The organism is Seonamhaeicola sp. ABD4_175, from assembly GCF_056160885.1.
Genome location: NZ_JBSWYC010000001.1, coordinates 449,108 through 463,942 on the forward strand (window position 1 = coordinate 449,108; position 14,835 = coordinate 463,942).

11 protein-coding genes are annotated in these 14,835 nt (G+C 34.4%); 1 reads left to right on the forward strand and 10 read right to left on the reverse strand.

Going from position 1 to position 14,835, the window contains the following annotated elements; translation table 11 throughout:
- Nucleotides 1–2: 2 nt before the first annotated feature.
- From ACXAG4_RS01800 to ACXAG4_RS01830, 7 genes are all read right to left on the reverse strand, one after another.
- Nucleotides 3–2,162, reverse strand: coding sequence for a glycoside hydrolase family 3 C-terminal domain-containing protein (locus ACXAG4_RS01800; protein ID WP_475294368.1), 2,160 nt, complete (start codon nt 2,160–2,162; stop codon nt 3–5).
- A gap of 54 nt (nt 2,163–2,216) precedes the next feature.
- Nucleotides 2,217–3,671: an aldehyde dehydrogenase gene (aldA, locus tag ACXAG4_RS01805; RefSeq protein ID WP_475294369.1), complete on the reverse strand. Its 1,455-nt coding sequence runs from the start codon at nt 3,669–3,671 to the stop codon at nt 2,217–2,219.
- 13 nt (nt 3,672–3,684) lie between these two features.
- Nucleotides 3,685–5,031, reverse strand: a complete 1,347-nt coding sequence (locus tag ACXAG4_RS01810) for a sulfatase (RefSeq protein WP_475294370.1) — start codon at nt 5,029–5,031, stop codon at nt 3,685–3,687.
- A gap of 103 nt (nt 5,032–5,134) precedes the next feature.
- Complete coding sequence (locus ACXAG4_RS01815; RefSeq protein WP_475295229.1) at nt 5,135–5,899, reverse strand: SDR family NAD(P)-dependent oxidoreductase; 765 nt, start codon at nt 5,897–5,899, stop codon at nt 5,135–5,137.
- 86 nt (nt 5,900–5,985) lie between these two features.
- Nucleotides 5,986–7,002, reverse strand: coding sequence for a zinc-dependent alcohol dehydrogenase (locus ACXAG4_RS01820; RefSeq protein WP_475294371.1), 1,017 nt, complete (start codon nt 7,000–7,002; stop codon nt 5,986–5,988).
- Between the two features lie 370 nt (nt 7,003–7,372).
- Nucleotides 7,373–8,167: an IclR family transcriptional regulator gene (locus tag ACXAG4_RS01825; RefSeq protein WP_475294372.1), complete on the reverse strand. Its 795-nt coding sequence runs from the start codon at nt 8,165–8,167 to the stop codon at nt 7,373–7,375.
- A 101-nt stretch (nt 8,168–8,268) separates the two neighbouring features.
- A complete protein-coding gene (locus ACXAG4_RS01830) occupies nt 8,269–9,399 on the reverse strand; it encodes a glycoside hydrolase family 117 protein (RefSeq protein ID WP_475295230.1) in 1,131 nt (376 codons plus the stop codon).
- A gap of 494 nt (nt 9,400–9,893) precedes the next feature.
- Between ACXAG4_RS01830 and ACXAG4_RS01835 the strand changes: the two genes are divergently transcribed.
- On the forward strand, nt 9,894–10,757 hold the full coding sequence (locus tag ACXAG4_RS01835; RefSeq protein WP_475294373.1) for a carbohydrate-binding protein: 864 nt from the start codon (nt 9,894–9,896) through the stop codon (nt 10,755–10,757).
- A gap of 8 nt (nt 10,758–10,765) precedes the next feature.
- Here the strand turns inward: ACXAG4_RS01835 and ACXAG4_RS01840 are convergent, their stop codons facing one another.
- Genes ACXAG4_RS01840 through ACXAG4_RS01850 form a run of 3 tightly spaced genes read right to left on the reverse strand, consistent with a single transcriptional unit; the run spans nt 10,766 to nt 14,829 of the window.
- Complete coding sequence (locus ACXAG4_RS01840) at nt 10,766–12,148, reverse strand: DUF2231 domain-containing protein (protein WP_475294374.1); 1,383 nt, start codon at nt 12,146–12,148, stop codon at nt 10,766–10,768.
- Nucleotides 12,149–12,167: 19 nt separating this feature from the next.
- Nucleotides 12,168–13,301 (reverse strand): NHL repeat-containing protein, encoded by a 1,134-nt coding sequence (locus ACXAG4_RS01845; RefSeq protein WP_475294375.1) that lies wholly within the window; start codon nt 13,299–13,301, stop codon nt 12,168–12,170.
- A gap of 28 nt (nt 13,302–13,329) precedes the next feature.
- Nucleotides 13,330–14,829 (reverse strand): DUF1501 domain-containing protein, encoded by a 1,500-nt coding sequence (locus tag ACXAG4_RS01850; RefSeq protein ID WP_475294376.1) that lies wholly within the window; start codon nt 14,827–14,829, stop codon nt 13,330–13,332.
- Nucleotides 14,830–14,835 lie beyond the last annotated feature (6 nt).

A 14,835-nucleotide genomic window follows, 5' to 3' on the forward strand; every position in this document is an offset into this window, starting at 1 on the left:
TTTTATCTTAATATTATTGGAAGCTCTACAGGTGTAGCAGCTCCTAAATCTTTACTTCTTTTACTTGGTAAGGCGTTACTAATTACAATTTTGTAATTCCCTTTTATCCATTCTTTTTTGCCTTCTAAATTTGTTTGAAGAAAGCTCTTATTCGAAATCAAAAAATTCACACTTTGTTTTTCTCCAGGCTTTAATGCTATTCTTTTGAATGCCTTCAAAGCATAAAAAGGCAGGTAACCCTTAGTGTCTTCTGGAACTAAATAAGCTTGCACAACATCTTCTAAATTCAAATTACTTTTATTGCTAATGTCTACAGACACCTCAAAATCTCCTTTGTTCTTCTTTAGTTTATTTGAATTAGCAATAGCATTTTCTAAAGTTATTTTTCCGTAACTTAAACCAAAACCAAATGGATACATAGGTTCTTTATCCATGTATTTATAGGTTCTTCCTTTCATACTGTAATCTTCAAAAGGCGGTAATTGTTCTACATTTTTTGGAAATGTTACGGGCAAATGTCCTGAAGGTGCAACATCTCCAAACAATACATCGGCCACAGCATTACCACCTTGCTCCCCAGGATACCACATTAAAACAATAGCATCTACCAAAGGTTCTACTTCCTCAAGAGAAACTGCACTACCAGTTCCTATTACTAAAATTAACGGGCCTTTTTTCTTTTCGCTTATTTCTTTTAAATAATCTATCTGACTTTGCGGTAAACGTAAATGTTTTCTATCGCCTTTAGATTCTGAAGCTATAGCATCTACTTCTTCACCTTCAATTTCATTAGAAATACCTGCTACTAAAATAGTAGCTTCTACTTCTTTAGCAACGTTTGGTGCCCAATTCTTAGGATTTAAGTTTGATGTAAAAGGCAACACACCTTGTCTATAATTTAGAGAAGTTCCTAATGATACTTTTTCTGTGACACCCTCTAAAACTGTAACTAAATCTGAAGACATCCCATAATAATTAGCCATTAAAATATTTGTTGAAGACGAAAATGCGCCAGTAACATATAATGACTTAATATCTTTTTTAAGAGGCAGCACATTGTTTTTGTTTTTGAGCAAAACGATGGATTGCTGCGCCACTTTTCTGGCTAAATCTTTGTGCTTTTGAGAGTTAATGACCTCTGTTCCTAAACTATTGTATGGATTGCTTTCAGTTTTATCAAAAAAGCCAAGTTTAAAACGCGTTAAATACAATTGTTTTAAACGTTCATCAATTAATTCTTCATTAATTAATCCTTTATCTACAGCTTTTTTTAGTCCACTTTTATAAACCCAACCACAATTTAAATTCACCCCAGCTAACATTGCTAAAGCAGAAGCTTCTTCGGCTGTTTTTGCTTTTTTATGACCTTTAAGAATATCTCCTAAAGCTCCACAATCTGAAACAATGTACCCATTAAAACCCCATTTTTTCTTAAGGATTTCATCCATTAAAAACATACTAGAAGTTGCAGGCTCACCAAAAACTGCGTTGTAAGCTCCCATAACACCTTCAACTTCACCTTCTTTTACTAAAGCTTCAAAAGCTGGGAAATAGGTTTCATATAAATCTAACTTAGACGGAATTGCATTAAAACTATGACGTAATTCTTCAGGTCCAGAGTGCACACCAAAATGTTTCGCACAAGCCGCAGCTTTTAAATATTTAGGATGATTTCCTTGAATTCCTTGAACATAGGCCACTCCTATTTTAGACATTAAATACGGGTCTTCTCCATATGTTTCTTGTCCGCGCCCCCAGCGAGGATCTCTAAATAAGTTTACGTTTGGTGACCAAAAGGTTAAACCCGCATATTTCCCTCTATTATTTATAGATAAGGATACTTGAAATTTAGCACGTGCTTCATCAGTTATAGCAGATGCTACTTCTTTAATTAAATCAGGATTAAAAGTAGCGCCCATTGCTATACCTTGCGGAAAAATAGTAGCCTTACCATTTCTAGCAACACCATGTAACGATTCGTTCCACCAGTCGTATTCTGGTACGCCCAATCGTTCAATAGCAGGTGAACTTGATGTAAATTGACTACACTTTTCTTCAAGAGTCATGGCTTGAATTAATAAATCTGCACGCGTATCAAAAGGCAGAGATTCATCAAACCATTTAAATTCACCTTGGGCATTCAAGCCCAAAAGTGAATTCAAAAAAAGTATAAATAAGATATTATATTTTCTCATTTATAAGTAAAGCAAACTAAATTAAACTGTATGTTTTATGTAAAATGTTTTCTTTTCTAAATATTGCTCAAAACCATATTTTCCATCTTCACCACCAGAACCTGATAATTTATAACCGTTATGGAACCCTTGGTGTTGCTCGCCATGACCTCTATTTACATAAATTTCACCATATTCTAACTCATCATTACACTTCATAATGGTATTCATATCATTAGTAAACACCATAGCAGCTAATCCGTACTCACAATCATTGGCATACCCAATAACTTCATCAAAAGTTTTAAACTTTAGTACCGGTAATATTGGCCCGAATGATTCTTCATGAACAATAGTCATATCTTGGGTAACATTGGTTAAAACCGTTGGTTCAAACCAGTAACCCTTTTCAAATGCTGCACCTTCTGGTTTTTTACCTCCAGCAGCAATAGTAGCACCTTCTTTTACTGAGACTTCTACTAAATGTTCCATATGCTTTAATTCTGAAGCATTCACTTTTGGCCCCATATCTGTTTCTTCTAACATTGGGTCTCCAACTTTTATCTGAGCTACTTTAGCTAAGAATTTTTCCATAAATACATCATAAATATCTTCATGAATGTACATACGCTCATTACATGTACAAACTTGCCCGCAGTTATCAAAACGAGAGTGTAATGCTGCATCTACGGCCGCATCAATATTAGCATCGGCAAATGCAATAAATGGTGCTTTACCTCCTAATTCTAACTGCACATGTGTTAAATTATTAGCTGCTGCACGCGCAATTGATTGACCAACAGGAGTAGACCCCGTCATGGTTATCATTTTAGTAATTGGGCTTTCTACTAAAGCATTACCCATGGCTCTTCCTGGTCCTGTAAGGATGTTAATTACACCTTTTGGAATACCTACTTTGTTAGCTAAATCTCCTAATTCTAGAGTAGCGATTGGTGTTTCAGAAGTAGGTTTTATTACTATTGAATTACCTGCCACTAATGCTGGCCCTAATTTACGACCTGCTAATGCTAACGGGAAATTCCAAGCAGTAATTGCCACAACAACACCTTTTGGAATTTTTTGAATCCAGATTTGCTCATTAGGATTATCAGAAGGAATAATATCGCCTTCAATTCTTCTTGCTCCTTCTGCAGCGTATCTAATGAAAGACGCTGTAACTTGTACTTCAAAACGTGCAACTTTTAAAAGTTTACCTTGTTCTTTTGTTAATAATACCGCTAAACGCTCATTGTTGGCATCTATTTCATCAGCTAAAGCAAACATGTAATCTGCTCTGGTACGTGCTGGTAATTTTTTCCATTCTTTCTGAGCTGCTTCGGCTGCTTTTAAGGCTTCAATAGCCTCTTCAGCTGTACCGTTTTGTACTTTAGCCACAACTTCTTCTGTAGAAGGACTTATAATATCAATAGTTTCTCCAGATGCAGAGGTTTTCCATTCTCCGTTTATAAATAACTGGTATTCTTTAACTTGCCCCATAATATTTAGTAATTTATTTTTTAATTTTTGGTTTTCTGTGCTTATCCATTCTTTCGGCTGCTTTCCCTTCGTAAAGGCGTTTTAGTTGCCATAGTGGTCTATCTAAAGTAAGCTCCCACTCAAATAGTTTTTTATATAACTCTCGGACTAATTCTGGTTTTTCTGAAGCTAAATCATTCACTTCAGAAATATCTTCTTCTATATTATAAAGTTCTGCAGGTCTATCTGGAAAACGAATTAACTTCCATTCATTATGACGAATGGCTGCTCTGTTTTCTTTTTTCCAAAAGAGCGTTTTGTGTGGTTTCTCTTTTATTTCTCCTTTTACAAATGGCAGTAAATCAACACCATCTAACCCATCAATTTGTGAAGCATTGCCACCTGCTACATTTACAAATGTTGGCAATAAATCTAGTGTAGAAACTGGGTTATTATATATTGAATTTGGCGTTAACACTCCTTCCCAAGACATTAAGAAAGGTACACGAATACCGCCTTCTAAATGATTTGCTTTTGTGCCACTTAACGGGTGATTAGATGAATGATTAGTATCCGAAGGCCCGCCATTATCATTTGAAAAAATAATTAACGTGTTTTTACTTAACCCAAGTTCTTTTATTTTATTAAGTACACGCCCAATAGCTCTATCCATACCTATAGTCATGGCTGCTAAAGTTCTGCGTCTACCAGTTAAATGCGAAGGAACTTTTTCTAAATCATCCTTACGGGCTTCCATAGGGGTATGCACAGCATTGAAAGATAAATATGCAAAAAACGGGCGCTCTTTATTGCGTTCAATAAACGCAACTGTTTCATCTGCTAAAATATCTGTCATGTACTTTTCTGGTTGTTCATTGTATTTACCAAATCCGTACTCTAGGTGTTTTTCTATTTCATCTGATGGGTTTTCGTTATTGTAAGCCCAGTAGCTTCTGGCACCACTTCTAAAACCTACAAACTCATCAAATCCTCTTTTTAAAGGATGAAATTCATGGGCATGCCCCATATGCCATTTACCAAAAACAGCTGTTTTATAGCCTAACTTTTTAAGGTAATCTGCAACTGTAACTTGGTCTAAAGGCAACCCCATTTCATCACTTAAATAGCGAGATGAATTACTCATATACCCCTTTACATTGTTTTCTTCAAACCCAAATTTCTGCTGATATTTACCCGTTAACAATCCTGCTCGTGATGGTCCACAAACTGCAGCAGACACATAGGCTTGTGTAAACTTAACACCCTTTTTAGCAAGTGCATCTAAATTAGGTGTGCTAAAATCTTTGCTTCCTTGAAATCCGAAATCGGCATATCCTGCATCATCAGAAAAAATGAACAGAATATTAGGCTTTTGTGCCACTACTTTTTGGTGACTACAAGATGTAATCACCAAAAGTAATAAGCAAAGTTTAGTAAAGTTTAGTTTTGAAATAGTCATTAATAAAATAATGAATGTTTTAGTTTTATCTACCCATCCAACCACCGTCTACAAGAACGATAGCACCGTTCATGTATGAAGCAGCTTCAGATGCTAGGAATACTGTTGGGCCTGCAAAGTCTTCTGGATTACCCCAGCGACCTGCTGGAATTCTTGATAAAATTGATTCTGATCTTACAGGATCATTACGTAAAGCTTCAGTATTGTCTGTTGAAATATAACCAGGCGCAATAGCATTTACATTTACACCTTTACCAGCCCACTCATTAGCAAATGCCATAGTTAACTGGCCAATAGCACCTTTACTGGCTGCGTATCCTGGCACTGTAATACCTCCTTGAAAAGTTAATAATGATGCTGTGAAAATTATTTTTCCGCTACCTCTATTAACCATTTCTTTCCCAATTTCTCTAGTTAAAATAAATTGAGCGTTTTGGTTAACTTCAATTACTTTATCCCACATATCGTCAGGATGATCTGCCGCTGGTGTTCTTAAAATTGTACCCGCATTATTTACTAGAATATCAATTTGAGGATGATCGGCTTTTACTGCTTTTATAAACGCATATAATGATTCTCTGTTTGAAAAATCGCATTGATAAGCACTGAATGTTTTTCCTCTAGCCTCTACTTCTTTAGACACCTCACTACCTTCTAACTCTAAAGATGCTGAAACACCAATAATATTGGCACCAGCCTCAGCTAAACCAATAGCCATTGCCATACCAATACCGCGTTTACAACCCGTTACTAATGCTGTTTTTCCTTCTACACTAAATTTATTTAAAATACTCATTTTTATAATTTTTTGATTTGTTGATGTTAACTATCAATCTGTTTTACATTATGAAACACAGACTAACTGCCTATTTTTTTTTAAAGTTGACAATCCATTAAAACTTTCATGCCATCAGGGTTGTTATCAATATTTTCAAACACTTTTTGAATGTTTGATAACGGTTGCACATCTGTAATCATATCTTCAAAAGGCAACTCATTTGCAGTTATTAATGCAATTGATTTTTCATAATCTTCTTTTTCATAAACACGCGCACCAATTAACTTTAATTCTTTCCAGAAAAACTTAAATAAGTTTACAGGTTTAGGTTGCCCATGTATTGCAACCATTACAATTCTACCTCTTATTCCTGCAACTTCTGTCATTATGTCTAATGCTGGCTGAACGCCTGCTACTTCAAACACAACATCGGCTAATCCGCCTTCGGTTTTTCCTTTTACGTAGTCAACTAAATCAACATCTAACGGACTTACAGCTTCTAAGCCCATAGATTTGGCCTTAGCTATTCTTGTTGGGTTAACTTCAGAAATAATAACCTGAGCACCAACCTCTTTAGCAACCATAGCCACTAAAAGCCCTATAGGCCCACCACCTAAAACAACTGCGGTTTCGCATGCTTTTAAGCCACTTAAACGTACATCGTGCGTAGCAACAGATAAAGGCTCTATTAAAGCCGCTAATTTTAAATCTGTATTCTCTTTTAATTTATGTAATGTAAACGCAGGCACATTCCAGTATTGCTGCATTGAACCAGGACTATCAATACCTATAAAATTCAACTCCTCACAAATGTGATTAAAACCTTTATCTGACGCCTTAACTTTACGATCATCTAAAGGGCGAACCACCACTTTATCTCCTTCAGTAAAGCCATTAACCCCTTGGCCTACAGCATCAATTACACCAGACATTTCATGCCCAATAGTTTGTGGCATTGCCACACGTTTATCCATCATACCGTGGTAGATGTGTACATCTGTACCACAAACTCCTGAATAGGCTACTTTAATTCTTACTTCGCCTGCTGCTGGAGTTTCAATTTGCTTTTCTACAACTGAAAAGGTTTTGTTTCCTTCGTACTGTGTTGCTATCATTTTAATTTAATTTAACTAATTATTGAAACTTTTAATTTTTACTATTTATCAATATTACTTCTTGTTTTTCTTTACTAGTATGACAAATGATTTTTAATACAATACATTTATCTTTTTCAAATATAAAAATAAGATTTATATACGAAAAACAAATCCAACCCAACAGCATTAAAAAAACTCAATTGTTTCAAATAAGGAATTAGTTTATTATTTGAAACAAATATAAGAAATTTTACTAATGCTTATTATAAAATTTTTAAAATTTACACACTGTTGTATTTTTGGTTATGTTGAGGAAATTAGCACAACCATTTTTTATAAAAAAATATATGACACCTAACTTTTAAGGAAGACTTATTAACACCTGCTGTTAGGGTGCTACATACCCTAATTTTTCAGAAATATCTAAGGCGTATTTTGAAACAATTTTACCTTTTTTATGAAACTCATCATGCGGCAACCTACCGTGAGGCGCTGTTATCCATAACGAAGCTACCGGATAACCGTACTCATCAAAAATTGGAGCACCAATACAATGAATACCTTGAATATCTTCGCCATTATCTATAGCGTATCCTTTCTTTTTAACCTCTTTAAGTTGTTCTCTAAAAACAACTTTTGATGTAATAGTATTTTTGGTAAACTTATTTAATGTCATTTGTTTGATAATACTATCAGACTCTTCATCGGGCAAAAAAGCTAATATGGATTTACCTCCAACCGAACTATGCAAGTTAAATTGGGTGCCACGCTCAACAAATAATTTTACAGGGTACGATGATGAAACCTGCTCTAAAATAGTACCTTTTTTAGACCCCAATATAACACCAAGCATTACAGATTCTTTAAGCTCATCTCTTAAAGCTCGCATAACATCAATAGACATTTCAACAATACTTTGCTCATTCATTGATGAAATACCAAGTGTGAGCATTTTTCTTGAAAGCGTTATTTTTTTGGTTGTTTCGTTTTTTTGAAGATAGTTTTTAAAAATTAAGGTATTTATTATTCTAAAAGCACTTGTTTTTGAAACATCTAGAACATCAATAATTTCAGTTAATGTAAGACCTTTTGAGTGGTTGGCCAATAACTCTATTATTAATAAACCACGTTCTAAATTAGGAACATTATAATTTGGTTTAGCATCATTACTATCTTTACTCATATCATATTTGTGTAGAAAACAAAAATAAGATTACTTAGGTAATAAAAAAATTGGCTGCGAAAAATCGCAGCCAAATTTCAATTACTTATTTAAATAATTTTTTATTTCTTACTTTCTTTCACCTCGCCTTTTGCTGTATGAGCTGTTCTTCTTTTAGATGAAAAACGCATAATACTTTGGTAGTTCCAGTTATTGTAAACATGTGTTAAACCCCAACGTAAAATTTCGGTTGGCTCTTTTTCAACATCTGCAGTTCTGTTTAAACCAATAGCGTGAGCATCTACACTTTTTAATACAGACATTATTTCAAAATTTATACCATCTGGCGCCCACTGAATGGTGTTTTTTTCAGGACCATCGGTTGTTATTAGCGATGCAATACCTCCGTTGTATGGCCATACACAAATTTCATGTCCACTATTACTAATTGGGTTGTAAGGTGATTTTACGTATGGTCCTAAAGGATTATCGGCAATGGCCACACCGTGACGTATTTGGCGGCCACCAAAGGTAATTTCTTCACCCATTTGCTCTCCTTTGTAATATAAATAAAATTTATCTTTATATGGAATTATACACGGATCATGCACTTTATGGCTATCAAAATCACCTTTCTTTACAACCATACTTCTATCTTGCAAATTATCACCTTTCCAAATACCATTATCTGCAGGACTTAAAATGGGCTCGTCAAGTTTAGTCCAAGGGCCATCAGGTGAATCTGCCCAAGATAAACCTACTTGGTTTTTAACTCTTACGTTATAAGGCGATTTTACTGTTTGATAACACAAATAATATTTACCCTCATGTTCCATAATTTCAACAGTAAACACAGATCTATCATCATAAGCACCTTTTTCACCTCGTTTAACTGCTATACCTTCTTCTTTCCACGTCCAACCATCTTCAGATGTTGCATACCAAATATCACATCTATCCCAAGGAAATACTTTTTCATTTTCAATATCACCACCAAAACCTTGCGTTTCTCCAGTACTTTTTGAATACCAAACATAATATTTCCCATCATGCTTAATCATAGCACTAGGATCTCTTCTTACAACACCTTCTTCATAAGCTAAATCACCTTTTAGTGGTTTTAATGGTCCAAATTCTATAAACCATTCGTTACCTAAATCTGTTGGCCATTTTAATGCTCTTTTTGATGCCGCACTTAAATGATTTACATCTGTAATTCCTAAGTGATCTAATTGTTCTTTTGTTATATTCATAGATTCTTCATTAGAGGCTCTAGACTCTTTTGCATTTTGTTGCGATTGCTGTGAGTTACACCCTACCATAATTAATGTTAATAATAATGCAGTTATTAAATTTACCGTTTTCTTCATTTAGTTGTAAGTTATGCTGATTAGTTATACTTTAAATTTAAGTATCAAATTTAAAAAGACTGTTCATTAAATAATCTTTTTGCAACTTGACAAAAACTATACTCAATAAAACAAACCTAAATATAGCCTAATTTATACCACATATCTCTAAAAAACTAATACAAATGCTTGAAATAAGAACCTTATAGAAAAATTAAATAACTTCTAATTATTAAAAGCAAATGTAATTGCTCATAAAATAAAATTCATCTTTCAAAATAAATCATTATTCACCTACATTTTTAATCATATGTTTTACTCATTTAACCATTTATTACTAAATGTTCACAAGAAATAATAAAACTTTGAAATTCAAACAAACTAAACTATTAAATCACATGAAAAAACAAGCAAAAAAACCGTACTACAAAATCTTTTATTTATTAGCAGCAACACTAATAATATTTTCTTGTAGTAGTAGCGATTCAGACACGAAAGAAGAAACTTGCGACAAAACATGCTCCACAGGTTTTATTTTAAACACAAATGATTGCGAATGCGAACCCGAACCATGCACACTAACATGTGAAGACGGATATACTCTTGATGAAGATCTTTGTGAATGTAATTGTACAAGAACTTGTGAAGATGGGTTTACACTAAATGCTGATACTTGTGAATGCGAGGAAGATGAAGTATTTGTAGCTGAAATTATTGAGGTTGAAACAGAAACAGCCACACTTAGTGGAGATTGGAAACTTAAAACTACCATAGAAGGCTTTACTGGCGAAGGCTACATTGTTTGGGAAGGCCCTGACCAATTCTGGAAAGGAGATGCTAATATTGGAAATGCAGGCAGACTTACTTATAAAATTAATGTACCTAGAGCAGGTACTTATCAATTTAACTGGAGCTCATATATAGCTAAAGTTGAACCAAGCAACCCTACAACTGAACACAACGATAGCTGGTTAAGATTTCCTGATGCGGAGGATTTTTACGGTAAAAAAGAAGGCAGCATTGTTTACCCTAAAGGATCAGGTAAAACACCTAACCCTGCAGGAGAAAACGGTAACGGGTTCTTTAAAATTTACATGAATACCGGAGGTGCTTGGACCTGGACTAGCGGAACTTCAGATAATGATTTCCATTCAATTTATGTACGCTTTGACGAAGCCAAAGAATACACTGTTGAAATTGCAGCAAGATCTGCTTATCACGCTATTGATAAGTTTAAATTAGTTGAACAAGAACCTGAATAATAACCAAATTAATTCAAAATAAATTCTGGCGCATCATTTTCTAAATTAGTACTTTCAATATCTTCTTTAGAAATTGATGTGTTCCAGATATATACTTTACTTAAACTTTTATTTTTGACTAGAATAGGTAAACTTGCTTTGGTAATTTTTGTTCCAAAAAGGTTTAAAACTTCTAATTGTGGTAAATTAATTTTTGAAACACCAGCATCAGTTATATTATTTTTATTCAGTTTTAATTTTTGAACATTTTTAAACTGATTTATAACTGCCACATGATCATCTACTAATTGATTATTTTCTAAATACAGCCACAGAATATTATCTTTTATTTTTGAAAGTATTTCTAATTTTGATTTTAATTCTGCAGAATTATTAGCAGTTATGGTATTTGCAGGCAACTCTACAGCGTAAATATTTGAATTAAACACTAATTCAGACACACGAAAACCTTGTACTACTATTTCTTTTAAAACATCATCAGATACTTTAGGTAGCGCTTTTAAACTTGCCTGTTTTGCAGCACCGGCACTTAAGCCTAACATATTTGATGCTATTTTTGAAATACTTTCAGGTGTTTCAACCGCGCCTACTGTATTTGAAAATCCTGCAAAGGCATTATTAATCCAGTATTTAATAACAGCCACTTCCTCTTCAGTTAATGGTGTCTTTCCTTCTGGCGGCATAAAATCTTCATGATGCGGATTTAACAGAACGCGTTTTACAATTTCAGATTTATTGGCATTACCAACAACTACAGCTTCACCACCTTTACCTCCTTTCATTATTGAAAGCGAATCTATTAATGATAAACCTCCTTTTTTCTTACTTTCATTATGGCAACTGGTACATTTTTCATCTAAAATTGGCGCAACTAAGTAATCAAAAACCACAGCATCTTCAACTTTTTCAACCGGCACTAATACTTTTTCTTCTTTTTTATTAAAAGGCATATACTTTGTTAAATAATCACTACCGTGAGTTAAATTACCTCCGTAATGCCCTGTAACACTTAATAAAATTACAATGATTGTTAATGCTGAAATATTTGCTTTTACTTTGCTTTTGTTTGGCAACTTAATTCTATCAACCCTAATTAACCAAGCCACCAAGGCTAAAGCTGTTGTAAATACACCAAACCAAAAGTGGCTATCGAGCATATTTTCATCATAATCTCCACTAAGAGATAACATGTAACCTAAAATACAAGCAACTAATGCAGAAAGAAAGCCCAACATTAAAGCCAAAGGAATGGCTACTGTTATATTTTCATATTTTTTCTTTCTTCCGAAGATTTCTAAAACAAATGCGAAAAATAAAAATCCTATAGGAAGATGCACTACCAATGGGTGAAACCTTCCTAAAAACAAGACAAAGTCTGATGTTTCATTCATAAAACAAAAAGTAAATTCTTTATATACGTGTTAATTTATACGGTGCAGAATGGTTGGCATTCCATTGGCAGATGTAAATGTTTTTATCTTCATCAATACACACATCATGACCATGTAAAATTGGTTTTTCATCAATTTGATATGTTTTTTGAAGTTCGCCATTTTCATAAACTGGCGCTGTACCACCTGGGTTAGATACCACTTTATCGCCCTCCATAATGGTAACAAACCCCGTATGATCTCTCCAATTGGTTTTACCTACTTTTGGTTGAGACCAACATACACCTGCATATAAATTATCATCATCAAAAACAGCTCTACACACTTGCATATTTGGCATTTTAACTGTTTTTACATATTTACCATCTAAGGTAAAATATTTAAAACATTGCTCTGAACGCGATGTACAAACCACCATAGGGTTTCCTTTTTCTCTGTAATCTATAGCAACACCGTGGGCGCTCATTAACCTATAATTAGGATCTGGGTTATCACTACCACCCCAATGGCGGATATACCTTCCGTGTAAATCGTATTGAATAATTCTACTTTGGCCATAACCATCGGCTACATAAATATCGCCATTAGGCCCAATGGCAGTTTCGGTAGGACAAAAATCTTCACCTGGTTTATAAACTCCAATAGTCATTGGGTGTCCAATATCAAAAATCACCTTACCATCAACGGTAGTTTTAGCAACACGACCATTGTGTTTTACCATTTTATTGTTTTTACCTAATGCCCAACCAGAATCTGTTATATACAACATATCTTCGCCACCTTCATCATGCAATGTTAAACCGTGACCGCCTTGGTAGGCTGTTCCCCAATAGTCTAACAATTTACCAGATTTATCAAAAATTAAGATGTTATTTTGAGGATGATCACCCACCATAATTAAGCGCCCTTTACTGTCCATTACCATTTCATGACAATTAAGCAATGGAATTCTTGTAGAACTCATTTGCGCCCAATTTTTGGTTAACTTGTACTTATAATCACCATGCCCTAGAATAGTATCTGTTTCATTAAGTAAATGTGTTGAAGTTTCCTTTTTTGTTATTATTGAAGCTCCAAAAACGGACGAAGACGAAGCTAAAGCAGCACTGGCTGCCAATCCTGTTTTTTTTATAAAATTTCTTCTAGAGGACATAGTTTAGTTTAATTAGTTTAGTTGTTTTTTAAGTTAAAATATCTTTTACCACATGACCATGCACATCTGTTAGCCTGTAACGTCTTCCTTGGTGTTTAAACGTAAGTCTTTCGTGGTCTACGCCGAATAAATGGAGTAATGTTGCATGAAAATCATGCACATGAACAGGATCTTTAGTAACGTTATAACTAAAATCATCAGTTTCACCATAGGTAAAACCTGGTTTTACACCGGCACCTGCCATCCACATTGTAAATGCTTTTGGGTGATGATCTCTACCATAATTTTTTTCAGTTAGTTGGCCCTGAGAATATACTGTTCTACCAAACTCACCTCCCCAAACAACAAGCGTATCATCTAACATACCGCGTTGCTTCAAATCTTTTATAAGTGCCGCTGTTGCTTGATCTGTTTGTTTCGCTTTATTTTTAACCCCCCAAGGACAACCAATATGTTGGTCCCAACCTTGATGATATAGTTGTACAAATTTCACGCCTTTTTCTAATAACTTTCTTGCCATTAAGCAATTTGCAGCATAGGTTCCGGCGTCTTTACTATCTTTTCCATACATTTCAAACACATGCTCTGGCTCATCAGAAGTATCTGTTACTTCAGGAATAGAGGTTTGCATTCTAAAAGCCATTTCATATTGCGCCATTCTAGATTGAATCTCAGGATCACCGTAAGCATCATGCTGTATAGAGTTTAGCTCACTTAAATAATTAAGCATTTTCTTTCGGTCTGTACCATCATAATTATCAGGATTATTCAAATACAAAACAGGATCTTTACCAGAACGGAATTGCACCCCTTGATGTTCTGTTGGTAAAAATCCATTACCCCACAAACCTGCTTTTAATGGTTGACCACTACCGTTTTTTGAAATTAGGGTAATAAATGTTGGTAGGTTATCATTGTCTGACCCCAAACCATAACTCAACCAAGAACCAATTGATGGTCGCCCTGGTAGTTGATGACCAGTTTGCATAAAGGTAACTGCTGGTGTATGGTTAATTTGATCTGTTTGCATTGATTTTACAAAACATAAATCATCTACCACTTCAGATAAATGTGGCATTATTTCGCTTACCCATGCTCTAGATTCTCCGTATTGTTTAAATTTAAACAATGAAGGCGCTACGGGCAATGTACTTTGGCTACCACTCATCCCTGTTAAACGTTGACCACCAATAACAGATTCTGGTAAATCTTTACCAAACATATCTACTAATTTTGGTTTATAGTCAAACAAATCTAACTGAGATGGCCCACCGCTTTGAAACAAATAAATAATACGTTTTGCTTTTGGCAAATGGTGCGGAAGCCCTAATTTGTTTCTTGTAAAACTATCAACAGCTTCATTTTTACCAATAGAACTCCAAGCTTTTTCTGTATTAAGCAAACTACCTAAAGCCAAAGCACCAATACCTAAAGATGTTTTCTTTAAAAAATGTCTTCTGTCAATTTGTTTTTCTACACTTTGAAGATCTTTATTGTTAGATCTTAATATATCATGATGATCACACATATTATG

Excerpts from the sequence above, each read along its gene's own strand:
- ACXAG4_RS01835 (WP_475294373.1), top strand. The coding sequence starts at position 9,894 with ATGAAAAAACAAGCAAAAAAACCGTACTACAAAATCTTTTATTTATTA.
- ACXAG4_RS01820 (WP_475294371.1), bottom strand. The coding sequence starts at position 7,002 with ATGATAGCAACACAGTACGAAGGAAACAAAACCTTTTCAGTTGTAGAA.
- ACXAG4_RS01825 (WP_475294372.1), bottom strand. The coding sequence starts at position 8,167 with ATGAGTAAAGATAGTAATGATGCTAAACCAAATTATAATGTTCCTAAT.
- aldA (WP_475294369.1), bottom strand. The coding sequence starts at position 3,671 with ATGGGGCAAGTTAAAGAATACCAGTTATTTATAAACGGAGAATGGAAA.
- ACXAG4_RS01830 (WP_475295230.1), bottom strand. The coding sequence starts at position 9,399 with ATGAATATAACAAAAGAACAATTAGATCACTTAGGAATTACAGATGTA.
- ACXAG4_RS01850 (WP_475294376.1), bottom strand. The coding sequence starts at position 14,829 with ATGTGTGATCATCATGATATATTAAGATCTAACAATAAAGATCTTCAA.
- ACXAG4_RS01840 (WP_475294374.1), bottom strand. The coding sequence starts at position 12,148 with ATGAATGAAACATCAGACTTTGTCTTGTTTTTAGGAAGGTTTCACCCA.
- ACXAG4_RS01845 (WP_475294375.1), bottom strand. The coding sequence starts at position 13,301 with ATGTCCTCTAGAAGAAATTTTATAAAAAAAACAGGATTGGCAGCCAGT.